Source organism: Janthinobacterium sp. BJB401 (genome assembly GCF_013372745.1).
GTDB classification, from domain to species: domain Bacteria; phylum Pseudomonadota; class Gammaproteobacteria; order Burkholderiales; family Burkholderiaceae_D; genus Janthinobacterium; species Janthinobacterium rivuli.
In genome coordinates this window covers 122,697-147,300 of the sequence record NZ_JABXFH010000006.1, presented here as the reverse complement: position 1 = coordinate 147,300, position 24,604 = coordinate 122,697, and the positions used below count along the sequence as shown (strand labels likewise).

The 24,604-nt window shown below is 58.2% G+C and carries 25 protein-coding genes and 1 pseudogene; 15 read left to right on the top strand and 11 right to left on the bottom strand.

The window, feature by feature from the left end; translation table 11 throughout:
• Nucleotides 1-73: 73 nt before the first annotated feature.
• The 4 genes from HWE17_RS06680 to HWE17_RS06665 are packed head-to-tail and all read right to left on the bottom strand — an operon-like array spanning nt 74 to nt 4,704.
• Nucleotides 74-2,122 (bottom strand): sodium:solute symporter family protein, encoded by a 2,049-nt coding sequence (locus HWE17_RS06680; RefSeq protein WP_176388224.1) that lies wholly within the window; start codon nt 2,120-2,122, stop codon nt 74-76.
• Nucleotides 2,119-2,433, bottom strand: coding sequence for a DUF4212 domain-containing protein (locus tag HWE17_RS06675; RefSeq protein ID WP_176388223.1), 315 nt, complete (start codon nt 2,431-2,433; stop codon nt 2,119-2,121). The genes HWE17_RS06680 and HWE17_RS06675 overlap by 4 nt, the downstream gene beginning before the upstream one ends.
• Nucleotides 2,426-3,973, bottom strand: a complete 1,548-nt coding sequence (locus HWE17_RS06670) for a sensor histidine kinase N-terminal domain-containing protein (RefSeq protein WP_369681710.1) — start codon at nt 3,971-3,973, stop codon at nt 2,426-2,428. Before HWE17_RS06670 ends, HWE17_RS06675 begins: the two co-directional genes overlap by 8 nt.
• Nucleotides 3,970-4,704, bottom strand: a complete 735-nt coding sequence (locus HWE17_RS06665; RefSeq protein ID WP_099401744.1) for a response regulator transcription factor — start codon at nt 4,702-4,704, stop codon at nt 3,970-3,972. Before HWE17_RS06665 ends, HWE17_RS06670 begins: the two co-directional genes overlap by 4 nt.
• Nucleotides 4,705-4,958: 254 nt before the next feature.
• Here HWE17_RS06665 and recA point away from each other — a divergent pair, with 254 nt between their 5' ends.
• The 7 genes from recA (at nt 4,959) to HWE17_RS06630 (ending at nt 12,062) form a co-directional block, all read left to right on the top strand.
• The gene (gene recA / locus HWE17_RS06660) at nt 4,959-6,062 is read left to right on the top strand and encodes a recombinase RecA (RefSeq protein WP_034746069.1); all 1,104 of its coding nucleotides are present in this window, start codon (nt 4,959-4,961) and stop codon (nt 6,060-6,062) included.
• A gap of 203 nt (nt 6,063-6,265) precedes the next feature.
• Complete coding sequence (gene recX / locus HWE17_RS06655; protein WP_176388222.1) at nt 6,266-6,721, top strand: recombination regulator RecX; 456 nt, start codon at nt 6,266-6,268, stop codon at nt 6,719-6,721.
• A 148-nt stretch (nt 6,722-6,869) separates the two neighbouring features.
• Nucleotides 6,870-8,408, top strand: coding sequence for a class I SAM-dependent methyltransferase (locus tag HWE17_RS06650; RefSeq protein WP_176388221.1), 1,539 nt, complete (start codon nt 6,870-6,872; stop codon nt 8,406-8,408).
• Between the two features lie 278 nt (nt 8,409-8,686).
• On the top strand, nt 8,687-9,247 hold the full coding sequence (locus tag HWE17_RS06645) for a DUF2889 domain-containing protein (RefSeq protein ID WP_035822519.1): 561 nt from the start codon (nt 8,687-8,689) through the stop codon (nt 9,245-9,247).
• Nucleotides 9,248-9,319: 72 nt separating this feature from the next.
• Nucleotides 9,320-10,489 (top strand): ADP-forming succinate--CoA ligase subunit beta, encoded by a 1,170-nt coding sequence (gene sucC / locus HWE17_RS06640; RefSeq protein WP_034746081.1) that lies wholly within the window; start codon nt 9,320-9,322, stop codon nt 10,487-10,489.
• A gap of 13 nt (nt 10,490-10,502) precedes the next feature.
• Nucleotides 10,503-11,384: a succinate--CoA ligase subunit alpha gene (gene sucD, locus HWE17_RS06635; protein ID WP_034746085.1), complete on the top strand. Its 882-nt coding sequence runs from the start codon at nt 10,503-10,505 to the stop codon at nt 11,382-11,384.
• A 213-nt stretch (nt 11,385-11,597) separates the two neighbouring features.
• On the top strand, nt 11,598-12,062 hold the full coding sequence (locus HWE17_RS06630; protein ID WP_099401742.1) for a pilin: 465 nt from the start codon (nt 11,598-11,600) through the stop codon (nt 12,060-12,062).
• 21 nt (nt 12,063-12,083) lie between these two features.
• Here the strand turns inward: HWE17_RS06630 and HWE17_RS06625 are convergent, their stop codons facing one another.
• A complete protein-coding gene (locus HWE17_RS06625) occupies nt 12,084-12,806 on the bottom strand; it encodes a flagellar brake protein (protein ID WP_176388220.1) in 723 nt (240 codons plus the stop codon).
• 163 nt (nt 12,807-12,969) lie between these two features.
• Between HWE17_RS06625 and HWE17_RS06620 the strand changes: the two genes are divergently transcribed.
• The 4 genes from HWE17_RS06620 to HWE17_RS06605 all read left to right on the top strand — a co-directional run bounded on the left by HWE17_RS06620 (nt 12,970) and on the right by HWE17_RS06605 (nt 16,893).
• Nucleotides 12,970-13,347 (top strand): DUF6713 family protein, encoded by a 378-nt coding sequence (locus HWE17_RS06620; RefSeq protein WP_176388219.1) that lies wholly within the window; start codon nt 12,970-12,972, stop codon nt 13,345-13,347.
• Nucleotides 13,348-14,326: 979 nt separating this feature from the next.
• The gene (locus HWE17_RS06615) at nt 14,327-15,118 is read left to right on the top strand and encodes a sialate O-acetylesterase (protein ID WP_176388218.1); all 792 of its coding nucleotides are present in this window, start codon (nt 14,327-14,329) and stop codon (nt 15,116-15,118) included.
• Nucleotides 15,119-15,134: 16 nt separating this feature from the next.
• Entirely contained in the window at nt 15,135-16,148 is a 1,014-nt protein-coding gene (locus tag HWE17_RS06610) for an acyltransferase (protein WP_176388217.1), read from the top strand.
• The gene (locus HWE17_RS06605) at nt 16,132-16,893 is read left to right on the top strand and encodes a hypothetical protein (RefSeq protein WP_176388216.1); all 762 of its coding nucleotides are present in this window, start codon (nt 16,132-16,134) and stop codon (nt 16,891-16,893) included. The genes HWE17_RS06610 and HWE17_RS06605 overlap by 17 nt, the downstream gene beginning before the upstream one ends.
• 279 nt (nt 16,894-17,172) lie before the next feature.
• On the opposite strand, the pseudogene HWE17_RS28605 reads toward HWE17_RS06605, so the two are convergent.
• Nucleotides 17,173-17,307 (bottom strand): annotated as a pseudogene (locus tag HWE17_RS28605) (cyclic pyranopterin monophosphate synthase MoaC); the annotation flags it as partial.
• 301 nt (nt 17,308-17,608) lie between these two features.
• On the opposite strand from HWE17_RS28605, the gene HWE17_RS06600 reads away from it, so the two are divergent.
• Nucleotides 17,609-18,502, top strand: a complete 894-nt coding sequence (locus HWE17_RS06600; protein WP_176388215.1) for a sialate O-acetylesterase — start codon at nt 17,609-17,611, stop codon at nt 18,500-18,502.
• A gap of 172 nt (nt 18,503-18,674) precedes the next feature.
• Here the strand turns inward: HWE17_RS06600 and moaC are convergent, their stop codons facing one another.
• Complete coding sequence (moaC, locus tag HWE17_RS06595; RefSeq protein ID WP_176388214.1) at nt 18,675-19,181, bottom strand: cyclic pyranopterin monophosphate synthase MoaC; 507 nt, start codon at nt 19,179-19,181, stop codon at nt 18,675-18,677.
• Nucleotides 19,182-19,415: 234 nt separating this feature from the next.
• On the opposite strand from moaC, the gene HWE17_RS06590 reads away from it, so the two are divergent.
• Nucleotides 19,416-20,924: a M48 family metalloprotease gene (locus HWE17_RS06590; protein ID WP_369681711.1), complete on the top strand. Its 1,509-nt coding sequence runs from the start codon at nt 19,416-19,418 to the stop codon at nt 20,922-20,924.
• On the opposite strand, the gene HWE17_RS06585 is transcribed toward HWE17_RS06590, so the two are convergent.
• From HWE17_RS06585 to HWE17_RS06570, 4 genes are all read right to left on the bottom strand, one after another.
• Complete coding sequence (locus tag HWE17_RS06585) at nt 20,921-21,517, bottom strand: DUF2946 family protein (RefSeq protein ID WP_176388213.1); 597 nt, start codon at nt 21,515-21,517, stop codon at nt 20,921-20,923. The two genes, HWE17_RS06590 and HWE17_RS06585, sit on opposite strands and share 4 nt — an antisense overlap.
• Complete coding sequence (locus HWE17_RS06580; RefSeq protein ID WP_176388212.1) at nt 21,510-22,535, bottom strand: YheT family hydrolase; 1,026 nt, start codon at nt 22,533-22,535, stop codon at nt 21,510-21,512. Before HWE17_RS06580 ends, HWE17_RS06585 begins: the two co-directional genes overlap by 8 nt.
• A complete protein-coding gene (locus HWE17_RS06575) occupies nt 22,535-22,960 on the bottom strand; it encodes a nuclear transport factor 2 family protein (protein WP_034746103.1) in 426 nt (141 codons plus the stop codon). Before HWE17_RS06575 ends, HWE17_RS06580 begins: the two co-directional genes overlap by 1 nt.
• 74 nt (nt 22,961-23,034) lie before the next feature.
• Nucleotides 23,035-23,229: a zinc-finger domain-containing protein gene (locus tag HWE17_RS06570; RefSeq protein WP_034780619.1), complete on the bottom strand. Its 195-nt coding sequence runs from the start codon at nt 23,227-23,229 to the stop codon at nt 23,035-23,037.
• Between the two features lie 258 nt (nt 23,230-23,487).
• Here HWE17_RS06570 and HWE17_RS06565 point away from each other — a divergent pair, with 258 nt between their 5' ends.
• Together HWE17_RS06565 and HWE17_RS06560 are read left to right on the top strand one after the other, a co-directional pair.
• On the top strand, nt 23,488-24,222 hold the full coding sequence (locus HWE17_RS06565) for an AzlC family ABC transporter permease (protein ID WP_035822502.1): 735 nt from the start codon (nt 23,488-23,490) through the stop codon (nt 24,220-24,222).
• Nucleotides 24,215-24,562: an AzlD domain-containing protein gene (locus HWE17_RS06560; RefSeq protein ID WP_099401736.1), complete on the top strand. Its 348-nt coding sequence runs from the start codon at nt 24,215-24,217 to the stop codon at nt 24,560-24,562. The genes HWE17_RS06565 and HWE17_RS06560 overlap by 8 nt, the downstream gene beginning before the upstream one ends.
• The last annotated feature ends 42 nt before the right edge of the window (nt 24,563-24,604 follow it).

Genomic DNA, 24,604 nt, shown 5'->3' with positions numbered 1-24,604 from the left:
AAATGGAACGACCCTCCAGCCTACTCCTTTTTTGCCGCGGCGCTGTCTTTTTACCCCAGGTCATGATGCGCTGTTATTCCGGCGCCCGGATATGCTCGACCAGCCCCGTGCTGCGGCGTCCCGGCGCCGGCGTCAGCCAGCTGACCAGCACGGCGGCGGCCAGGCCGGCCGGCACGCCGAAGATGCCGGCGGAAATAGGCGCGATATGGAACCATTGACCGCTGGCATTACCGCCCAGCATGGTGCTCGTGTGCAGCATGTAATACAGGCACACGCCAAAGCCCGTCAGCATGCCGGCCAGCGCGCCCTGATAGTTGGCGCGTTGCCAGAACACGCCCAGCACCAGCGGCGGGAACAGGGTCGAGGCGGCCAGGGAAAAGGCCACGCCCACCAGCGACAAAATGTCCGCCGGCTTTTGCGAGGCCGCATAGGCGGCGATGAAGGCCACGGCCAGCAGCAGCAATTTTGAAATCGTCACGCGCTTTTGCGTCGAGGCGGTCGGGTCGACCACCTTGTAATACACGTCGTGCGACAGGGCGTTGGAGATGGCCAGCAGCAAGCCGTCGGCCGTCGACAGGGCGGCGGCCAGGCCGCCGGCCGCCACCAGGCCGGAGATCACGTAGGGCAGGCCGGCGATCTCGGGCGTGGCCAGCACCAGCACGTCGGCATCGATGGAAATTTCCGCCAGTTGCACGATGCCGTCGCGGTTGACGTCGACGATGCTGATCAGGGGACTGAGCTTGTCCACATTGGCCCAGTACGACACCCAGGTGGGCAGGTTCGCGTATTGCGTGCCCACGAGAGCCGAGTAAATATCGTACTTGACCAGCACGGCCAGTGCGGGAATCGTGAGGTAGATCAACAAGATGAAGAACAGGGTCCAGAAGACGGAGACGCGCGTCTCGTGCACGGAGGGCGTGGTGTACGATCGCATGAGGATATGCGGCAGGGCGGCCGTGCCCAGCATCATGCAGAACACGAGAGCCAGGAAATTGTTGCGCTTGATGTCAGACTGCTCCCGGTCGGCGGCGGGAAACGGTTGCGCATGCGGAATGATCGGCTCGGCGCGTTTCTGGTTCTGCGCCTGCGCCGTCTGCCACAGCACGCGTGCCTCGTCCGGACTCTTCGGATAGGCAATCAGATAGCGTTCCGCGTTGCGGATGTCGAACAGTGAGGCATTGCGCTGGCGCAAACTATCGAGCTGGCGCTGGGCCGTCAGATGGCCCTGTTCCCAGGAAGCGGGCAAGCCGTCGATGCGCGCCTGGTAGCTGATGGCGCGCTGGTGGAAGATGGCGCGCACGGCGTTTTCTTTCGGATCCGTTTCCAGCACGTGTTCGCGCGCGCTCAGTTGCGGCAACACCTTGCCGTAGGCGATCTGCGGCACGGGATTGTCCGCATGCTTGACCGACAGCCATATGGCGGGAATCAGGAAGGCGACGAGGATGATGATGTATTGCGCCACTTGGGTCCAGGTGATGGCGCGCATGCCGCCCAGAAAGGAGCACACGAGGATGCTGGCCAGGCCCAGGAAGATGCCGACGGAAAAATCCACGCCCGTGAAGCGCGAGGCGATCAGGCCGACGGCGTAGATCTGCGCCACCACATAGGTAAACGACACGATGATGGTGGCGGCCACGGCCACCACGCGCACGCTGGCGCCCCGTTTGTCGGTGCCGCTGCCATAGCGGGCGGCGAGGAAATCGGGAATCGTATACTGGCTGAACTTGCGCAGGTAGGGGGCGATCAATAGCGCCACGAGGCAATAGCCGCCCGTCCAGCCCATGATGAAGGCCAGGCCGTCGAAACCGTTCAGGTACAGGCCGCCGGCCAGGCTGATGAAGCTGGCCGCCGAAATCCAGTCGGCGGCCGTGGCCATGCCGTTGAACATGGCCGGCACCCGGCGCCCCGCCACATAGTATTCGGTGACGTTCGAGGTGCGGCTGATGACGCCGATGGTGGCGTACAGGGTGATGGTGACGAGCATGAACAGGTAGCCGATCCACGCGCGCGGCATGCCTTCCTGTTCCAGCACGGACAAAGCCAGCAGGAAGGCGGCGAAGCCGGCCGTAAACAGCAGGTAGTAGCGGCACAGGCGCGCAAAGAAAGTGGGTTGGCCGCTCATGCTTGCTCCTCGGCATGAAAAGCCCGGTCCAGGCGCCGCATGCGCCAGGCGTAGAAGGCGATGATGGCCAGGTAGACCAGCGAGGCGCCCTGGGCCGCCATATAAAAGGGCAGCGGCCAGCCGAACAGATTTAAATGCAACAGTTCGCGCGCATAAAACACGGTCAGGAAGCCCGTCAGCAGCCAGACCAGCAGCAGGATGGCCGTCAGGCGCCGTGTCTTGCGCCAGTGCACATCGCGGCGCGCCTGCAACTCTGGGCTGGGCGTGCGCGCCGGCCGCGCCGGGGGAGCGCTTGGGCTTGGCTTATCCATACGTGATGTCATCCTCTTCTGGCGCGTCCGGCAACAGCAGGGCGATGCTCAGGCGCAGCAGGGTGCCCGGCAGCTTCGGCGACTGCGCGCGCGGATTGTTAAAAATATCGACTTCGGCGCCATGCTGCTGGGCAATTTCGCGCACGATGGCCAGGCCCAGGCCGCTACCGTCGACATTGCTGCCGAGAATGCGGTAAAAGCGTTCGAACACGTGGGCCCGCTCGGCCGGCGCAATGCCGGGGCCCGTATCTTCCACTTCCAGGATGGCCAGTTCCAGGGTGCTGCGCACGCGCACCGTGACGCTGCCGCCCGACGGCGTGTAGCGCAGGGCATTGTCGATCAGGTTGCTCAGCAGCTCGCGTAGCATCATGGCATTGCCGGAAATCATGATCGAATACGCGGGCTGCTCGAAGCCCAGGTCGATATGCTGGGCAAACGAGGCTTGCACCCAGTCCTGCACCACGCCGCGCGCCAGTTCGCTCAGCTCGATCGGCTCGAACGCCGTGCCCGCCTGCGGCTGGTTTTCCGCGCGCGCCAGGGCCAGCAGCTGGTTGACCAGGCGCGTGGCCGCTTCCGAGCTTTTCGCCAGTTGCAGCAGCGAGCGGTGGATTTCGTCGTGGTCGGTCTGGCGCAGGGCCAGCTCGGACTGCATGCGCATGCCGGCCAGCGGCGTCTTCATCTGGTGCGCGGCATCGGCGATGAAGCGTTTCTGCATGTCGATCGACAGCGACAGCCGCGCCAGCATTTCGTTGAGGGAACCGACCAGCGGCGTGATTTCCTCGGGCACCTGGCCCGATTCGATTGGTGATAAATCGTCGGGCGGCCGGGCGCGTATGCGCTCCTGCAATTGCGCCAGCGGCGACAGGCCGCGCGCCAGGGCAAACCAGACCAGGGCCAAAATCACGGGCAGGATGATGAACTGCGGCAAGATCACGCCCTTGATGATTTCATTGGCCAGCTGGGCGCGCTTTTCCAGGGTTTCCGCCACTTGCACCAGTGCGCGGCTGGGCTCGTCGTCGTTGCTGGAGGGAATGTCGAGATAGCTGAACGCCACGCGCACGGGCGTGCCATGGATGGTGTCGTTGCGAAACAGCACCATGCCGCTGCGGTATTTGTCGGGGTCCTGCGGCGGCGGCAAATCGCGGTCGCCATCGAGGTATTCGCCGCGCGGCCCCACCACCAGGTAATACAGGGTGTCGATATCGTCGCCGCGCAGGAAGTCGCGGCCATTATTATTGCTGCTCTTTTCGTTCTTGTCCGGCACGCGGCGCAGCATGGCGCCGTCGGCCTGCTTGACCTGTTGCGTGAGCACGGTCACGCTGTCTTCCAGCGCATGGTCGAACGGCTGATTGGCGATGCCCTTGGCCACCAGATAGGTGATGGCGATGCTCATCGGCCACAGCAGCAGCAAGGGCGCCAGCATCCAGTCGAGGATTTCGCCGAACAGCGAATGCTCGATGGTGTCATCCTGCTCCGTGGTGGGCGGCTCGAACCAGTCGTCGTCTTCCGGCTCGTCCGCTGGCGCCTCGCGCGCCTTCACTTGCTGGCGGGTCCGCTGGCCGGGCTTGCCGCCTCGCCCGCTTCGGCGTTCAGGCGCGCCGCTTCCGAGTATTTTTCCAGGCAATAGCCGAGGCCGCGCACGGTGGCGATGCGCACGCCGCCCACCTCGATTTTCTTGCGCAGGCGGTGCACATACACTTCGATGGCGTTGTTCGACACTTCTTCGCCCCATTCGCACAGGTGGTCGACCAGCTGCTCTTTCGAGACGAGGCGGCCGGTGCGGCCCAGCAATATTTCCAGCAAGCCCAGTTCGCGCGCCGACAGGTCGAGCATCTGGTCGTTGATGTAGGCGCTGCGCCCCACCTGGTCGTAGCTGAGGGGGCCGTGCTTGATGATGGTGGCGCCGCCGCCAGCGCCGCGGCGCGTCAGGGCGCGCACTCTTGCCTCCAGTTCCGACAGGGCGAACGGCTTGGCCATATAATCATCGGCACCGAGGTCGAGGCCATTCACGCGTTGCTCGATGGAATCGGCGGCCGTCAGGATCAGCACGGGCAACAGCGAGGCGCGCGCGCGCAGGCGGCGCAGCACTTCCAGGCCGGACATCTTGGGCAGGCCCAGGTCGAGGATCAGCAGGTCGAATTCCTGGGTGGACAGGGCCGTATCGGCCTCTTGCCCCGTCTTGACGTAGTCGATCGCATAACCGGACTGGCGCAGCGAGCGGGTCAGGCCATCGGCCAGCACGCTGTCATCTTCGGCAAGTAAAATACGCATGGTGCACTTCCTATGCTTGCGGCGGTAGAAGTTTGTATTGTGTTTCATTTTCCGCAAGGTGGCGAGTTTTTGTGAGAAACCAGGCTTGTATTGATCTGTTTCAAAACAAATCCACGTTCCGCTTGCATTGATCACTGTTTTTTTATACAGTACTGTCTGTGTAAAGAATTTAACCCACTGGCGCTATCGCAGGCTGCACGGTTCACGTAGATGCGTCACGTGAATCCGCAACTGTAGAACGGCTGAAAGAACATATGGACGATAAAAAAGCTGTAGTACCCGCATCGGAAAAAGCCAAGGCGCTCGCCGCCGCACTGGCGCAGATCGAGAAGCAGTTTGGCAAAGGTTCGGTCATGCGCATGGATGCCAGCGCACCGATCGAAGAAGTGCAAGTCGTGTCGACCGGTTCGCTCGGCCTCGATATCGCGCTGGGCGTGGGCGGCTTGCCGCGCGGCCGCGTGGTGGAGATCTACGGTCCGGAATCGTCGGGTAAAACCACCCTGACCCTGCAAACCATCGCTGAAATGCAAAAACTGGGCGGCACTTGCGCCTTTATCGATGCCGAGCACGCGCTCGACGTCGGTTACGCGCAAAAGCTGGGCGTGAACCTGCATGAATTGCTGATCTCGCAACCGGACACGGGCGAGCAGGCGCTGGAAATCTGCGACGCCCTCGTGCGTTCGGGCAGTGTCGACCTCGTCGTCATCGACTCCGTGGCCGCACTGACGCCACGCGCCGAGATCGAAGGCGACATGGGCGATTCCCTGCCAGGCCTGCAAGCGCGTCTGATGTCGCAAGCCCTGCGCAAGCTGACCGGTTCCATCAACCGCACGAATACCCTGGTCATCTTCATCAACCAGATCCGCATGAAGATCGGCGTGATGTTCGGCAGCCCGGAAACGACCACCGGCGGTAACGCCCTGAAATTCTACGCCTCCGTGCGCCTCGATATCCGCCGCACCGGCTCGATCAAGTCCGGCGATGAAGTAATCGGTAACGAAACCAAGGTCAAGGTCGTCAAGAACAAGATCGCGCCACCGTTCAAGGAAGCGCACTTCGACATCCTGTACGGCGCCGGCACCTCGCGCGAAGGCGAAATCCTGGACCTGGGTTCGGATGCCAAGATCGTGGAAAAATCCGGTTCGTGGTACAGCTACAACGGCGAACGCATCGGCCAGGGCAAGGACAACGCCCGCGCCTTCCTGCAAGAGCGGCCGGCGCTGGCCCGCGAAATCGAAAACAAGGTCCGCGCGTCGCTGGGCGTGCGCGAACTGCCGCCGCTGGCTGCTGAAAAGCCGGAAAAAGCCGATAAAGCCGCCGACAAGGCTGCCAAGGCTGCGGAAGCCAAGCCAGAGTAGGCCGGATGAGCGCGGCAAAGCCGCGCGTAATCCGACAACACCACAGACGTCAACAATGTTGTCGGATGACGGCCCAGGGGGCCTGATCCGACCTACGCATGGCTTGCCGCAAGGTAGGACCATGATCGCCGTCCCGCGCTGTTGCGCCGGGCGGCGATTGTGTTTGGGTGATGTGATCGTGGAATGAAAGACAAGGTGGGTGTATGGCCGCAGTACAACTGAGCCTGAAGGGCAGGGCGCTACGCTTTCTGTCGATGCGTGAACACAGCCGCATGGAATTGCGGCGCAAGCTGCAGCGCCATGCGCAAGAGGGCGATGACGTGGAAGCCTTGCTCGACAGCCTGGAGCAAGCGAACTGGCTGTCGCAGGAGCGCTTTTCCGAGTCGCTGATCCACCGCCGCTCGGCCCGTTTCGGCAACAGCCGCATCATGGCGGAGTTGCAAAGCCATGGCATCGGTGGCGAGGCGCTGCAGGAACTCAAGGCGGGCCTGGCCGAAGGCGAGACCGCACGCGCGCGCGAAGTGTGGCGCCGCAAATTTGGTGAAGTGGCGCAGGATGCCGAGCAGCGCAACAAGCAGATGCGTTTTTTGATGCAGCGCGGCTTTTCGCAGCGCGCCGTGCAGGTGGCCCTGAAGGGGCTGGATCCCGACGAGGAATAAGGCAGTTCATGGCGGCCCCGCCGTGCCGCCATGAACTGCGCTCGCAAACGCCGTCTGTTTCCCGTATGGCGACGCCGCGCGATCGGGTATGCTGGCGCTCGAACGCTGTGCGATGCGCGCGGCACCACTGATCGTGACAGGATGCAAGATGAGCAACTGGAATGCCGGCTATATGGCCGAAATCGCTTATACCTATGGCTATTACGAAGAATTGAATCCCTTGCGCTTGCGGCTGCCCCTGCTGGCCGCCGGCCTTGCCTTGCCGGCCAGCGGCACGGCTTGCGAGCTGGGCTTTGGCCAGGGCATCAGCGCCAACATCCATGCGGCGGCGTCCGCCACGCGCTGGCATGGCAATGATTTCAATCCTTCCCAGGCCGCCTTTGCGCAGGAGCTGGCCAGCGCGGCCGGCGCCGGCGCGCAGTTCACGGACGAATCGTTCGCGCAGTTTTGCCGCCGCGACGACTTGCCCGATTTCGACTTTATCTGCCTGCACGGGATCTGGAGCTGGGTCTCGGCGGACAATCGCGCGCTGATCGTCGACTTCCTGCGGCGCAAGCTGAAAGTCGGCGGTGTCGTGTTCATCAGTTACAACACGCAGCCAGGCTGGGCCGCCATGATGCCGATGCGCGACCTGATGGCCGAACATAGCCGCGTCATGAGTGCCCCGGGCCAGGGCGTGCTGGACAGAGTCGCTGGCGCCATCGATTTCGTCGACAGGATGATCGCCGCGCAACCGCGCTTCCTGGAGGCCAACCCGCTCCTGGCGGACCGCATCGACAAGCTCAAGGCGATGGATGGACATTATCTTGCCCATGAGTATTTCAATGCCGACTGGCAACCGATGGCCTTTTCCAGCGTCGCGGCCATGCTGGGCGAAGCCAAGCTCGAGTTTGCCGCGTCCGCCACCTATACCGCTCTGGTCGACATGCTGAACCTGACGGCCGAGCACCAGCAATTCCTGGCCGAGATACCCGATCCCACCTTCCGCGAGACGACGCGCGCCTTCCTCGTCAACGAGCAGTTCCGCAAGGATTACTGGGTCAAGGGCGCGCGCAGGCTGACGCCGCTCGCCCAGGCCAGCGCCTTGCGGGCCGTGCGCGTGATGCTGGCCGTGCCGCGCGACGAAGTGGTGTTGAGCGTGCATGGCGTGCTGGGCGACGCCGATATGGATGAGCGCGTGTATGCGCCCGTGCTCGATGCCATGGCCGACCATCGCGTCTATACGATAGGCGAGCTGGAGCAGCAACTGGCGGGCAGCGAAGCCAAGCTGGCCGCCTTGCTGCAGATCATGCTGGTGCTGGTCAGCAAGGGCAGCGTGCTGGCTGTCCAGGACGAGGCCGACATCGCCGTGGCGCGGCCGCAGACGGCCCGCCTGAATGCGCACCTGCTGGAACAGGCGCTGGCAAGAACCGATTTGAACATCCTCGCCAGTCCCCTGACGGGCAGCGGCGTGGCTGTACCGCATTTACAACAGCTCTTCCTGTGGGCGAAACTGCAAGGTTGTTCAACGCCGCAAGAATGGGTGCGCGCGACATGGCCGGTGTTGCTGCGCCTGAACCAGTTGGTGACGAAGGACGGGCAGCCCTTGTTGACGGAAGAGGAAAACTTGGCCGAACTGCTGGCGCACGCACAGCATTTCGCTGCGCGTAACTTGCCCATTTTGCGCATACTGGGCGTGACAGACTGAGGCGCGGCGCCGGCCAGCTTGCCGGCGCCTGCCGACCTGCTTCCGAGTTATTTGAATTGTGAATGTTTGTCATTCATTTTGCGATTTTCATTGATAATTTGCGGCGGGCAGCCAGACCAATAAATAATTATGTTGCGGCGCAACTAGCGCCCTGTGTGCTACACTTTTAGGGTTTTTGCGGCGCCGCAGGTGCGGTTGCTGTTCGTAGAAGCTGCGAACGGCGTGCTTTATGCACATGGCTGCTTACTAATTATGGCCGCGCAAGCGGCATCGGTCTTATGCCCCTGTCAACTCCCGTATCCCGGCGCGCCTTACGGCACTCCCGCGTTATCGACGTCCAAGCGTATGTGCGCGACGACGGCCTGTGGGATATTGACGCCCGTATCACCGATATCAAAAGCTATGACGCGACCCTGGCCTCGGGCCCCCGTCCCGCCGGCGCCCCTCTGCATGACCTCCATTTACGCATTACCGTCGATCGCGAACTGACCATTGTCGAGGCCGAAGCTGCCTCCGATGCCGTGCCCTATCCCGGTTTTTGCGATACCATCGGCCCCGCTTACCGGGCGCTGATCGGTCTGAATTTATTGAAGAATTTCCGCCGCGACTTGAAACAGCGCCTGGCGGGAATCGCTGGCTGTACCCATTTGACCGAACTGGCGCAAGTCTTGCCGACTGCGACGGTTCAGGCATTTGCCGGCGATGTCTGGTCGACCCGCGACGGTGCGAATGCTGACTTATCGCATGAAAAGCCGTTTCAACTCGACAAATGCCACGCCCTGCGCACCGATGGCGGGGCGGTGGCACAGTATTACCCGCGCTGGGTAGCCAAGCCGTGACCCCGGCGCTTTCCTGTTTTTTTTGCACCACTAACCGTATTTTTACACATCAGTATCAGAAGGGAAGCCAGCATGAAAATCCATGAGTATCAAGCCAAAGAAATCCTCCGGCAGCACGGAGTGACGGTACCACGCGGTATCCCGTGCATGTCCGTCGAAGAGGCAGTCAAGGCTGCGGAAACCCTGGGCGGCCCGGTGTGGGTCGTCAAGGCACAGATCCACGCAGGTGGCCGCGGCAAGGGCGGCGGCGTGAAAGTGGCAAAATCGATCGAACAGGTCAAGGAATACGCTGACCAGATCATGGGCATGCAGCTGATCACGCATCAGACCAGCGCCGAAGGCCAGAAAGTCAACCGCCTGCTGGTGGAAGAAGGCGCCGACATCAAACAAGAACTGTACGTTTCGCTGGTCACCGACCGCGTTACCCAGAAAATCGTCCTGATGGCGTCGTCCGAAGGCGGCATGGACATCGAAGAAGTGGCCGAGAGCCACCCTGAGAAGATCCACCACGTCACCATCGATCCAGGCACCGGCCTGACCGATGCCCAGGCAGACGACATCGCCGCCAAAATCGGCGTGCCTGCCGGCTCCATCGCCGACGCGCGCGTCAACCTGCAAGGCCTGTACAAAGCGTACTGGGAAACCGACTGCTCGCTGGCCGAGATCAACCCGCTGATCGTTACCGGCAGCGGCAAAGTCATCGCCCTGGACGCCAAGTTCAACTTTGACCCGAACGCCCTGTTCCGTCATCCGGAAATCGTCGCCCTGCGCGATCTGGACGAAGAAGATCCAGCTGAAATCGAAGCGTCGAAATTCGACCTGGCCTACATTTCGCTCGACGGCAACATCGGTTGCCTGGTGAACGGCGCCGGCCTGGCCATGGCCACCATGGACACGATTAAACTGTTCGGCGGCGAGCCAGCCAACTTCCTCGACGTCGGCGGCGGCGCCACGGCGGAAAAAGTCACCGAAGCGTTCAAGATCATGCTGAAAAACCCAGGCCTGAAAGCCATCCTGGTGAACATTTTCGGCGGCATCATGCGTTGCGACGTGATCGCTGAAGGCGTCATCGCCGCAGTGAAAGCCGTCTCGCTGAACGTGCCACTGGTCGTGCGCATGAAGGGCACCAACGAAGACCTGGGCAAAAAGATGCTGGCCGATTCCGGTCTGCCTATCATCGCAGCCGACACCATGGAAGATGCAGCCAAGAGCGTCGTTGCCGCTGCTGCCGGTCAAGCTTAATTAAGGAATCAACATGTCCATTCTGATCAATAAAGATACCAAAGTCGTTACCCAAGGGATCACCGGCAAGACCGGCCAGTTCCACACCCGCGGTTGCCGCGACTACGCGAACGGCAAAGCTGCCTTCGTGGCAGGCGTGAATCCGAAGAAAGCCGGCGAAGATTTCGAAGGCATTCCTATTTTCGCTAACGTGACCGAAGCGAAAAAAGAAACCGGCGCCAACGTGTCCGTGATCTACGTACCGCCAGCAGGCGCGGCAGCGGCGATCTGGGAAGCTGTCGAAGCTGAAATGGATCTGGCCATTTGCATCACCGAAGGCATTCCTGTGCGTGACATGATGGCTCTGAAAGACCGCATGGCCAAAGCCAACAGCAAAACCTTGCTGCTGGGCCCTAACTGCCCAGGCCTGATCACGCCAGACGAAATCAAGATCGGCATCATGCCAGGTCACATCCACAAGAAGGGCCGTATCGGCGTGGTGTCGCGTTCGGGCACCCTGACCTATGAAGCAGTGGGTCAGCTGACCGCACTGGGCCTGGGCCAATCGTCGGCAGTCGGCATCGGCGGCGACCCGATCAACGGTCTGAAGCACATCGACATCATGAAGATGTTCAATGACGATCCAGATACCGACGCGGTCATCATGATCGGCGAAATCGGCGGTCCTGACGAAGCCAACGCGGCTTATTGGATCAAAGACAACATGAAAAAACCGGTCGTCGGCTTCATCGCTGGCGTGACCGCTCCTCCAGGCAAGCGCATGGGCCACGCCGGCGCGCTGATCTCGGGCGGTGCCGATACGGCACAAGCCAAGCTGGAAATCATGGAAGCTTGCGGCATCACCGTGACCAAAAACCCGTCGGAAATGGCGCGTCTGCTGAAAGCCATGCTGTAATTTCAGCCTGGTTACCGCAGTACAAAAAAGGAGCTTCGGCTCCTTTTTTTTGTCCGCAAGACAGGCCGATTCCCGGCCTGGGCGGACGATGCTGGTCCGAACCTGCCCAAATGTGTCGCTTTTCTTTCCATGCGTGTCGCCGCTGCCCGGGCGCGCCGCTGGCATGGCGCTTGCAACGTACCTGGCGTGAGCAATGCACCATGGGAGGATACGATGCGCGCGCAAAGCGGATTTACCCTGATAGAACTGATGATCGTGGTGGCCATCGCCGGCATCCTGGCGGCCGTGGCCATTCCCCAGTATGGCGACTACACGATGCGGGCCAAGGTCAGCAATGTGCTGGCGGCCGCTGCCCCCTTGAAAACGGCCGTGGCCCTGTGCGTGCAGGAAAACGGCGGCGAGGCGGCCGCCTGCAGCACGCCCACCCAGGCCGTGCCCAGCGCCATTCCCGTGTTCAGTGCCACGCGCGAAGTGGCCAGCGCCACGGTGAATAAGGGCGATATCGTGCTGACCCTGGCGGCCGACCTGGGCACCGGTATCGGTGGACAAACCGTGACGATGACCATGAAGCCGGGCACGAGCAGTCTGACCTGGTTCAATAGCACCACCGTGACGAATCCGGCGGCGAAGGAAGCGATTACCAAAAACAACATTCCCGACGTGACGCCGACGCTCTAGGTGACGCTTGTCAGCCCGGTATCAGACGATTTTTTGCCGGTCCGCGATCAGCGCTTCATAGGTGAGGTTTTGCAGCAGGGTGTAGTGGGTCGGCTCCAGGTCGATGAATTGCACGCCATACGTATAGATTTCCGCCGCCTCGGCGGCGTGGCCATTCGACGGCTTGCCCACGCTGACGTTCTGGATGCGGGCGCGCGTATTGACGCGCATCTGGTGCTTGTTCGGCTGCACCAGCAGAGTAAAGCTTAGCGCCACGCCCTCATCGTCCGGTGTGAGCATGCCGGGCGCCTCGATCAGCGCGCCCGAGACGCTGAGGTTGACGATGAACACGGGCACGGCCGCCACGTCGCGGTAGCTCAGCTGCGCCGGAATGTCCACTTTGACGCGCATGGCCGTGCGCAGGCTGGTGCCCTGGATGGCGTCCGGAAAGCTCAGGTGCACATAGTTGAGCGGGCGGCCAAAGATGCGCAGCACGCTGCAGGAAAACGAACACACGGTGACGCCGGAAAACACGCGGATGGTCAGCTTGTCGCCCTCGTTGAGCACGATGGAAGCGCCGTTTTCCATGGGAATCTTGACGATCAGGTACTCATCTTTCACATAGCCGATCAGGGTCGAGAAATGCTGGATGGGTTTGATGGTGCGGTGCGTGATGAACTGGATGCGGCCACCCACCTGCAGATTCATGGCCTCGAAGTCGAAGTCCTGGAGCTTGGTTTCCACGGCGGGCTGCTTGCTTGTCATGCGATGCTCATCTGGATATGGACGACTCGCAGTATGCATGATTTCTTGATGAAAAAGCATTTATATCAATGAAATTCATATTGGCATCGAAAAATGCCAGGTGCACGCGCCGCCGCGCGGTGCAGGCTTTACAATTGCTTCAATATTGACGAATGTAAATCCTATGCCGCGCAGCTACTTCTGGACCATGTTGTTCCTCATCCTGCATCAAATCGACGCTGCCTACTGGAAAGAGTGGGAGATGTTCCATCTGCCGGGCGGCGTGCAGGGTTTTCTCGTGTTTAACCTGGCGGCGATTGCCGTGGTGCTGATCGGCTACCGGCATGTATTGCTGAACACCAGACATGCGCCTAGCTATGCGGCAGTATGCGCCGTACTGGGCGTGGGCACCTTCCTGATCCACGCCGGCTTCGCACTGGCGGGACTGGCGCAATTTCACTTGCCCCTGTCGATCGCCATTATCGTCCTGTGCCTGGGATGTGGCCTGTGGCTATTGTTTGCATGGCGTGCGGACGATCTTCGCATACGGCACGTTTTGTGACGCGGTCTCGTGCGCGATAATCCTGGGTATGTGAGAAAGACATTACTTGAAGGTGGCGGGCAAGCCTCATCCAGGTATTGCAGTGGCTGGCAAGGAAATATCTGTTGCCATCAAGCCAGTATCGGGATTGGCAACTCTCTTGGTGGGCGAATCGAAACTTCTCTTACTTGATAACCAAGTTGCCGGACATGCCACGTGGGCCAATTGGCATGCGAGGGATATTGTTCCCTCGAATTGCCGCGCAAGATACTTGCCATACCCTCTTCCGACTTTAATCACTGACAAACCGGTGCAGCGCGGCGCGTTCCATATATCTTTAGTTTGTCCTATTGTATCCATGCGTCGTAAAAACAGGACTTCCGAGCAAACGTCAGAGATGTGATGGGCGGTAACCCTGTCGTCGGTGTTTTGCTATGCAATTCTGATGCTGCATTTTAGCTGGCGAAGAAGCGAACGTGAGCGAATCTAGATCGATGAATCTACGATGTGTCGTTGACATGGTCTGCCTCGTTATGTACAGATTACGTGAGACACGAACGTATTATGCTGACAAGCGATTGCCAGTTGAGACGAAGACGAGACGGCGTGCCTTAGCTGCGGATATGAAGAGGAATGATAAAAATAATGCACTTGGTTTGTATCTAATTGTAACAAATGTTTCTTTCTATGCACTGGGAAGTGTGATTTCTTCTGACGTAAATCTTATTTACGCATGAATATGTTACACTTTAGTGATTTTTCATTACTTTTCCGCTACGGAATTGAGTCGGTAACATTGTATTTTTTTATATGACTTGATCTTTTTCTCGTTGATTGTTTGTACATTTCTTGTCGTGTTGATGATGTAAGTAGCTGCCAGTGTGGGCACGAGAGTAGATACATGGCTGACTTTATTGCTGTCTGGCTGTCGTAGGGCTCTAAAAAAGTTCAAGAGGCTGGCTTTTTCCATGCCATAAAATATAGATCATTCAGAGAAAAAATGAAATTGATTAAATGTGCGTTGGCCATTTTTATAGGCCTGATGGCGACCTCATGTGGAGGAGGTAATTCGAGTAGTGCAGGAAGTTCTAATGAACCTGTTTTTGTTCCTGTCATTATTTACCCACTGCCGGAACTTCGTATTTTGGTGATAGGGCAGTCTATATCATCCAATTGCAACGAGTATAAATATGGCCCAGTAGATAATGTATTTCAGATCGGTAACAATGGATCTGTCAAAGCAGCGGCAGATCCGTTTGAATGGGCGGATTGTGAAAGAGGTTCAATGTGGATGCCTCTTGGGAAGAAACTGATCGATGCTGGTATTGCACGTAAAGTGACTTTTATGCCCATTGGTGTTAGCGGATCCAAGGTTGAAGATTGGCAGGCGAATGGAATCGCGTTTAAGAAATTGAATTCTGCAATTTCTTTAATTCAGGGACAAGGAATTGGTTTTGATTTCGCTTTCTGGCATCAAGGGTCGTCAAATTCCGGAATGGAGAAAAACGCCTACATGAGTCGTCTTGGCGCTGTAATTGATTACGTCGATGAGCGAGTAAAAATTAATCGATGGCTGATAGGCGTTCACTCGCGATGCTTCGGAGCCTATGATCGCAATATTGAATCTGCTCAGATGGAAATGGGGAAAATGGCCAAGCTTAAGCGTTATGTCGGTGCCAATAGCAATTTGTTGGGAGATGAGTACAGGACTGATGGTTGTCACCTTAAAAAAAGTGGCCAAGATGAAATGGCGGCGATGTGGTTGGAATCAATAAAGTCCGCCCTTAAATAATGGAATTGAGTAATAAATGAAATTGAATTTTAGGTATTTTTTGGATAATTTCAGAGGCATGGCGATACTTTTTGTCATCCTTTCTCATACGCCATCCATTCAGGAAATGGGCGGCATGGGAAAGTATCTGAATTTTACTTTGACGGATGCTACAACTTGGTTTGTATTTATTTCAGGATATTTATTTTGTTATCTGGAAGTGAATAAATTTAATTACATGGACTATTTGCTAAAAAAGGCAAAGTATGTAATTTTGCCATATTTTTTCTTTGCTTTTATAGCTTTGTCCTTGAAGCTTTATGTTTCACAAAATGTTCTATTTGATTTGACCCCATTAAATTATGTATTGTGGTCTCTGCTTGTTGGGTGGGCAATTGTTTTCCCACTCTGGTTTATACCGATGATAGTAATATTTTTTTTAATGACGCCAGTTTTTAATGTGTTGTCTAAAACGAAATCATTGTATGCGGTGACATTTTTTGCATTGCTGTTTAGTGCTTTTTCTTCCCGGCCAATAAATAATTCAAACGCTATTCTGGCATTCCTGCACTTCCTAGGATTTTATTTGTTTGGCGTGCTGGCGGCAAGTAATGCATCAGTATTGGATAATTTAAGCAAGTCGGCTAAAACAATAATTATCACGGTCTCCTTTTTTGTGTTTTTTATTTCTGCATCACTGTATTTTAAACAACCAAAATTTCCTCCGGATTTTTTTAGCGGTTTAGGCCTTCCAAATTATATTTCAATTGGGAAATTGGCATTGTTGGTCGCTATATTTTTTCTTTTTGAACGATTCATGAATCGTGAAAATAAAATATTAGGATATTTTGCAAAGATAAGTTTTGGATTGTTTTTTGTGCATGGCTTTGTTATTTATGCATTTTCTAAGTTGATGGCGAGAAATGTATTTTTCAGTGAGGCTGGAAAAATTTTCCTGGAGGTCGGAGTTGTTTTTTGTGTGTCCATCGCTGTGGTTTTAATAATGAAGAAAGTTTTGAAAAAACGGAGTCGTTATGTTGTCGGGTGTTAAGATTTTTCTGGTAATACCGTTGCTTTTGTTTTCGGTATCAACAAGCGCCCGCGACCTTCATATACTTGTAATGCAAGAAGGTGGCACGGCGGCCTGTCGCGAAGTGGCACATGAAAAAGTTCAGGGTGTGTATCTACTTGGTTTGAACGGACAGGAGACCCCTGCACGGCTCTCGACCGGACGGGCCGACTGTGCTGCTGATAATATTTCTGTGCTTTTAGGTCAAAAAATAGTTCAGGCGGGTATCGCTGAACGTGTCTTTTTCATGACGCTTGGCGCATCGGGAGAGCGTGTAGATGATTGGCTGACTGGTGGAGTTTTATATAAAGATCTGCAGTTAGCCATGAAAACGGCGAAATTAAGAAATATAAAATTTAATTACGCACTATGGCAAGGTTGGTTTGCAGATAATCAATTGCTAGAGTCAAAATATGAAGGCGAAGTCCGGCGCGTAGTCAAATCCGTGAGTCTTGGTATGGCTGTGGAAAAATGGATAATTGGACGCAATGGTAAATGTGGTGAAAAAAATACTACGCATGCTACTTCGGGAAAATGGGAAGCTCTATTAAATCGGTTTCCTGGGCCGGATGTTGCTCAGCTCGATGAAAAGTATCGCTCTGGAAATTGTTCGCTGAATGAGCTTGGGCAAAATACATTGGCTCAATTATGGCTCAGTAAGATACAAAGCGTAGATATTGCAAGTGTGAAATATCAAAAGGAATCCTTGCTATATTATTTTAAGTAATTTTAAAAACTTCATTTTTGCAATAAATGGCGCATGCTGATGTGCCAAAAAATAATACACGCTTGTCGAACCGACAGGGGTATTTGTTGATGTATAGTTTTTCTGTGGCGGGGTGGTGAACGTATGACGTTTTAACCGCCCGTCATTTCTTGCCGCCTAGTTAGCTCCTGCATATAATATTCCTCCGGATAGATAAGCATGAGGAATGCTTTGCTTCTTGCAGAGCATTTGTCAGTCTAGTTTCGATACAGCGGTGTAGTCAAATTGTGTCTTGCTATATCACCACCAGTCTTCCGACTTGCCGCCATGCTTTTCCAGCACGCGCACGTTCGTCAAGACCATGCCGCAATCGACGGCGTTGCACATGTCTCAGGTCGGCAACAGACCGACCTCCGTGGACGTCAATGTTTCAACAAGTCTGCAAGCCCCACTCTTCCTGCTTATCACCTTTCCTCTTCTATTTAATTGCTATTTTTACATTTGGCATGACCTCATGGGAAGACAGCAATGTCATTTGTTCCCATAAGACATATCTTTCGATTTTTCTCAATAGCGAGCGTTTTTTTATTCGATATATTTCATGGAGTGTTGTTAGCGCTTTCTGAGATGTATGAGCAATATCCCACTTCATCCATGCTGCATGGAAGGTGACTTGAATGTGGACGCTTGCGAACACCGCACGCGCCAGACGTGATGTTTTTTTATGGATGTCAACATGACTTCAATGATGAAAAATCTTCGTTTGTTTAAGTATCTTCTCGGCCTATCTTGTATTTTGGTAATTGCCGCATGCGGCGGCGGTACTGGCAGTGCGCCTGACGGTGCTGTGATTATTCCCGTCATTCCCGTCCCGCCGGTTACTCCGGTCACTCCAGTCATCCCAGTCCCCCCGGTCCCCCCAATCATTCCAGTCATTCCCGTCACCCCCGTTATTCCCGATCCCTTGCCGGAACTACGAATTTTGGTCATCGGTCAATCGATATCATCGAATTGCAATGAACATGTTTATCCTGCTGTGGATAATGTATTTCAGGTTGGTAAAGATGGCGTGATAAAAATTGCAAGTGACCCCTTTGAGTGGGCCGATTGTAATCATGGATCAATGTGGATGCCGCTGGGGAAAAAGTTGATTGGGGCAGGTATCGCGCGTAAAGTCATTTTTATGCCGATCGGTGTGGGTGGGACTAAAGTGGCAGATTGGCAGGCAGGTGGTGTGGCATTTGGAAAGCTCAACATTGCAATCGGCGTAATCCTGGCACAGGGAATTAAATTTGATTTTGCGTTTTGGCACCAGGGTTCTTCGGATTCCGGTACTGACAAAGATGTGTATATACAGCGATTGGGCGAAGTAATTGGCTACGTCAATAGTAAAATCAAGGTAAACCGCTGGATGATTGCTGCTCATTCGCGTTGCGGGATGGCGTATGACCGTAATATCGAGTCTGCTCAATTAATATTTGGCAATGCGCCTGAATTGAAGCGTTATCCCGGGCCAAACACGAATTTGCTGGGTGATGAGTACAGGTTTGATGCTTGTCATTTAAACGAAAAAGGGCAAGAAAAAATGTCGTCGATGTGGCTTGATTCAGTGAAAGCTGCTCTTGAATGACATCTGCGCGAAGTAAGCGCCCCTGTGCCCTTCGCCAGTCGATACACGCCATGGCGTTAGTGGTTCTGGCTCTTTTCATGGGACGCGCCATGCATCTGCCTGCGTGCAGCAGGCTGCCAGACTAACGCCTTGACGGTGCGGCGTACTAAATTAGCGCGCTTGCCACTGGAGCTCACACAGCCGCTGTCCAATCACCCGACTTGCCGCCATGCTTTTCCAGCACGCGCACATTCGTCATGACCATGCCCCGGTCGACGGCTTTGCACATGTCATAAATTGTCAGCAAGCCGATCTGCACGGAAGTGAGCGCTTCCATTTCCACGCCCGTCTTGCCCGTCGTGTCGACCTGGGCGCGGCAGTGCACGCTGTTGGCCGCTTCGTCCACTTCAAAATCGACGGTGACGCGCGTGAGGGCCAGCGGGTGGCACAGGGGAATCAGGTCGCTGGTGCGCTTGGCGCCCATGATGGCGGCGATGCGGGCGATGCCCAGCACGTCGCCTTTTTTTGCATTGCCCGAAATGATCAATGCCAGGGTGGCGGGCTGCATGCGGATGGTGCCTGCGGCCACGGCGCTGCGGCGCGTGTCTTCCTTGCTGCCCACGTCGACCATATGGGCCTGGCCCGTGGCGTCGAAATGGGTCAATTCCCCGGCGGGGGCTTGCTTGTCTGCTGTTGTCATGGCGTCAAAAATAGGTGAGGAGTGGGGCGCGGCACGCGTGGGAATGGGTGCCGCTAACAAGGTATGATAGCACCCGTGAATTCAAAAACTCCCCTCCAGACCGTACTTGAAAACGCCGCTGCCGCATGGCTGCGCCAGCCATGGCGTGCGTCCCTGCTGGCCGCGCTGTGCTGCGCTGCCCCTTCTGCGCTGGCGCAAACCTATACCTCCGCGCCTGAGGCGCCGGCCGCCAGCGTGGCGGCCAAGCCTGCAAGCAGCTGGACGCCGCTGGCCGTGCCGCCGGCGCCAAACCTGCCGAACCTGGGCGACACCTCGCGCGAAGACCTGTCGCCGGCGATGGAGCGCAAGATCGGCGAGGAAATCATGCGCGGCATCCGCGGCGACCGCGACTACCTCGATGACGCGCCCTTGCTCGAATACCTGAATACCTTCGGCAACGCGCTCGTGGCGGCGCGTCCCAGCGTGCGCGGCGAAACGAATTACGATTATTTTTTCTTTGCCGTGCGCGATCCCCAGTTGAACGCGTTTGCCTTGCCCGGTGGCTTCATCGGCGTGCACTCGGCCCTGGTGCTGGCGGCGCAAACGGAGGCGGAACTGGCGTCCGTGCTGTCGCACGAGATCGGCCATGTGGCGCAGCGCCATATCGCGCGCATGCTGGGCCAGCAGCGCCAGGATGCCCTGATGCCGCTGGCCGCCATGCTGCTGGCGGCGCTCGCTTCGCGCGCCGGCGGCGACGTGGCCATGGGCGTGTTTGCCGCCGGCCAGGGCCTGGCCATCCAGCGCCAGCTCAATTTCGGCCGCGACGCCGAACGCGAGGCGGACCGCATCGGTTTCCAGATCATGGGCGAAGCCGGGTTCGACACCACCGGCATGGTGGCCTTCTTCGGCCGCATGCAGGCGGCCAGCCGCTCGTACAGCGATCTGATGCCCGCCTACCTGCAGACCCACCCGCTGACGACGGAACGCATCGCCGACATCCAGGCGCGCATCCGCGAGCAGCCTTACAAGCAGCGGGCGGACAGCCTGAGTTTCCACCTGGCCCGGGCGCGCGCCCGCGTGCTGCAGGATGAAAGCGTGCAAGGTTTGTTGAATGCCAAAGCCCTCTTCAAGACGCAGCTGGAACAGCAAAGCCGCTTCCAGGTGACGGCCGCCCATTACGGTTTGTCCTTTGTCGCCGTCAAGCAGGGCAAGCCGGCGGAGGCGCAAAAGGAACTCGATGCGGCCAATGCGGCACTGCACCAGCCGGCCGCGCCAAATGTGCTGACGTCGGGCGGCACGCAGGGTCCCAATTCCCTGCTGGCCGCGATGGCGCTGGAAGTGCTGTTGATGCCGGCGCAAAAGAAGGAAGTGGCGCAACAGGCACTGAAGGCGGCCGACGCTGCGCGCCAGCAGTTCCCCCTCTCGCGCGGCATTGCCCACCAGTATGCGGAAGCGTTGATGGCTGCCGGCAAGCTGGAGCAATCGACCCTGTATTTGCGCGAGCAGGTGCAGCTGTACAAGGAAGAGCCGGAACTCTACGATTTACTGGCGAAAGCTTATGCGGACCAGGGCAAGATGACCTTGCAGCACATGGCGCTGGCCGAATCGTACGTCTTGCAGGGCGCCACCATGGCCGCGCTGGACCAGCTGACGATCGCCCGCAAATCGACGGACGCCACCTTTTACGACCAGGCGGTGATCGATGCGCGCGAACGCGAACTGCAGGAAAAGCGCCGCGAACAGATCAAGGACCAGAAGGGCTAGTCTTGATCGGCTTGCGGCACCGGCTGGAAGTCGAAGGTTTGCGGCACGGCATCGTAGCGCAGCGGCTGCACGGCAATGTGCTTGCCCGCGTGCAATAGGGTCAAGCTGCCCTGGTGCAATTCCAGCCAGTCCAGCAAGTCGTCGTCGCTGGCCACTTGGCCATCGACATGTAGCGCATCGAGCACCTGGGACAGGTCGCGGTCGTCGACCTGCGCCACGATATCGCCATGGCGCAAGATCAGCATGCCGTCGTCGCACCAATACACTTGCTCGATCTGTTCCAGCGGCGCGCCCGTCTGCAAGACAAAACCGTGCTGCGGATCGCTGCGGGCGATATACGGCGTCGCCTCCAGGTTCACATACACGCGCTGCGGGCCGTTCTGAAAAAAACAGCAACCGCGTTCGTCCTGGGCGTAATTGCGGTTGATGAAATTCAACAGGGCCGCGTGGGCGATCTTGTCGCCGGGCAGTTGTTGCTGTTGCGCCTGCTGGTCGCGCATGCGCCAGTGGCCGCGCGCATCCAGGCCCAGCCAGCCGTAGCAGTGCGGTACGTTCGGCCATTTGGCCAGGGCTTGCTTGACGAGTTCATCCATGTGTAGCGTTTTCCATGTGAGTGGGCGCACCGCCAGCGTGCCAGCTTTGCGACACAGACGGCGCCATGTTGCCGTTTTCAAAAAAGGAGAGCAGCCGTTGCGGCAGCCAGCGAGTGCTTCCCGGCAACTTGCCGGCGGCAAAGCCGACGTGGCCGCCGTGGCGCGGATACTCGAGCGTGACGTTCGGCGCGGCGCTGCGCGGCAGGAAGCGTCCGGGCAGGAAAGGATCATTTTGCGCATTCAGTACCAGGGTCGGCACGGTGATGTCGTGCAAGACGTGCTTGGCGCTGGCGCGGTGCCAGTAATCGTCGGCGTCGCGGTAGCCGTGCAGGGGGGCCGTGACGACATTGTCGAAGGCGTGCAAGTCGCGCGCGGCCAGCATGGCGTCGCGCGCGAACAGGCCGGGGAACTGTTCCAGCTTGGCCAGGCATTTCGGTTTCAAGGTATTCAGGAACATGCGCGTGTAGAGCCGGTTGGCGCCCGAAGACAGGGCCTTGCCCCCTTGCGCCAGGTCCAGCGGGGCCGATACGGCCGCGGCCGCATCGATGAAATCGGCCTGGTGCTGCGACTGGCCCAGCCAGCACAGCAGGGCGTTGCCGCCCAGCGAGACGCCGGCCGCGTAAAATTTACCGGTGGCGCGCGGGCGCAGGCGCTGCACGATCCAGTCCACTTCCTGCGCATCGCCAGAATGGTAGAAACGTGGGGCCAGGTTGGCTTCGCCCGAGCAGCCGCGAAAATGCGGCACGGCGCCGGACCAGCCGCGCGCGGCCACCTCGGCCATCAGCGCGCGCGCGTAATGGCTGTTCGACGAGCCTTCCAGGCCGTGGAACAGCACCACGAAGGGCTGGCCCGGTTGGCCGTCGACCAGGTCGACGTCGACGAAATCGCCATCGGGCGCTTGCCAGCGTTCGCGGCGGAAGGCCACGGCCGGCTTGGCAAGGCACACGGCCGGATAAATCGTTTGCGCGTGGCCGCCAGGCAGCCACAGCGGGGCGGTGTAAGAAAGAGATAAAGCCATCAGTGCAGGATCTGTGTCCCCGCGGCATCGGCCGGTGCGCCGCCGGGGGCGATGGAGGCGTGATGCAAGACGATGCGCCAGCCGCGCGGCGTTTTCACGTACACATTCGTGGCCAGCAGGTGCGCCGGGCCGCCTTCCTCCTGGGTCACGCCTTCGATGACCGTGTGCACCGAGCTCATCAGATTGTGCGTTTCATGCAGCTGCGCCGGCACGATATGCAGACCGCCGCCGGCCAGGATGGTTTCCCACGAGGCGCGGATGGCGGCGTGGCCGATCAGGCGCGCGCCGCCCGGGTGGATGCAGACGATCTCTTCATCGTCGGCCCATAGCGCCATCAGCGCTTCGAGGTCGGCGCGGTGCAAGGCATCGTAGAACGCCGCTTCGACTTCGGCGGCGCTGCCATTGAGTTCTTTCAGACGTTTCATGACGACTCCGGCTTGATCGGTACAGCTAAGTGTGCAAATGAAAACGGCGCGCTGGGGGCGCGCCGCTGGGCAGTTTAATGGTGGCCGGCGCTGGCGCCTTCCTTCAGGGTGTAGGCCGTGCCGCAGTAAGGGCACTTGGCGATACCGTCCTTGTTGAATTCCAGGAACACACGCGGATGCGACGACCACAATGGCATGGCCGGGTTAGGGCAGTGGGCTGGCAAGTCTTTACTGTCGAGTTCGACCGCTGGCTGGGTGGTTTTTGTCATCTTGTCATGCTCCGTGAGGCTGTATGGAAGGAAGTCGGCTGCTGCCAAAAGCACGATTTTAACGGATTCAGGCAGACAGCAAAAATCATGGCTAAAATGTCGCCTTGATCATCTTCGGCTGCAGCGCGGGTTTTTGCGGAAATATGGCAGCTGCAGCGCCACACTGACTGGATTTGCCTTGCCGGTATTACCGTTGCGCCCATGCGCCCCGCGCACCATTGTTGTGCAGTTACCACACTACCTCGGCCGGAGCGCCGCGTGAACGCCGTCCCGGCCGCCAAGGACGACGCCCTGCTGAAAGACGCCTGGCGCGCCGGCCTGAACCTGGGTGCGCCCACCCTGCTGGGCATCGCCGCCTGGGGTATGGTGGTGGGCGTGGCCATGGTGAAAAGCGGCCTGACTGTCGCGCAGGCGGGGGCCATGACCCTGTTTGTCTTCGCCGGCTCGGCCCAGCTCGCATCTTTACCCCTGCTGGCCGCGCAGGCGCCCGTGTGGGTGATCTTCGCCACGGCCCTCGTCGTCAATTTGCGTTTTGTCATCTTTTCCGTGCTGCTGGCCCCGCATTTTTCCCATTTGCCGTGGCGCCAGCGCTTTGCGCTCGGCTATGTGGCGGGCGACATCACGGTGGGCCTGTTCCTGCAGCGCTATCCCCATGAAACACCGGACCCGGCCAAGCTGCCCTTCCTGAAAGGCTTGATTTACCCCAACTGGCTGGCCTGGCAAATCGGTTCCTTCATCGGCATCGTGCTGGGCGCCGTCGTGCCGGCCGAATGGGGGCTGGGTTTTGCGGGCACCCTGGCGATCCTGTGCGTGACGGTGCCGCTGATTCTCAGCCGCGCCGCCCTGTGCGGCGTGCTGGTGGCGGGCGCGGTGGCCGTGCTGGCCTTCAGCCTGCCGTACAAGCTGGGCTTGCTGGTGGCCGTCGTGGTGGGCATGGTCAGCGCCATGGCCGTGGAAGAATTGACCGAGAAATGGACAAAACGCCATGTTTGACGGCATCGACCTGGGCGGGAGCGACGTGTGGATCGCCATCGCTGTGCTGGTGGTGGCCACGGCCGCCACGCGCAGCACCTTTTGGCTGATCGGCCACCACATCACCATTCCGCGCCGCGTGGGCGAGATGCTGCGCTATGCGCCGGCCTGCGCGCTGGCGGCCATCATCGCGCCCGACCTGCTGATGGAGGGGCAGCAAGTACACTTGGAATTGTCGAATTTGAAACTCTTGTCGGGGATTGCCGCCACGCTCTTTTTCGTGATCCGCCGCAATATGCTGCAAACCATCGTCTTCGGCATGCTGGTTTTCACGGGCTTGCGACTGTTGCACGTTTTTTAGTAAAGCAGGACAAATCGGGGATTTGCTCTGGTCATTGCGGTA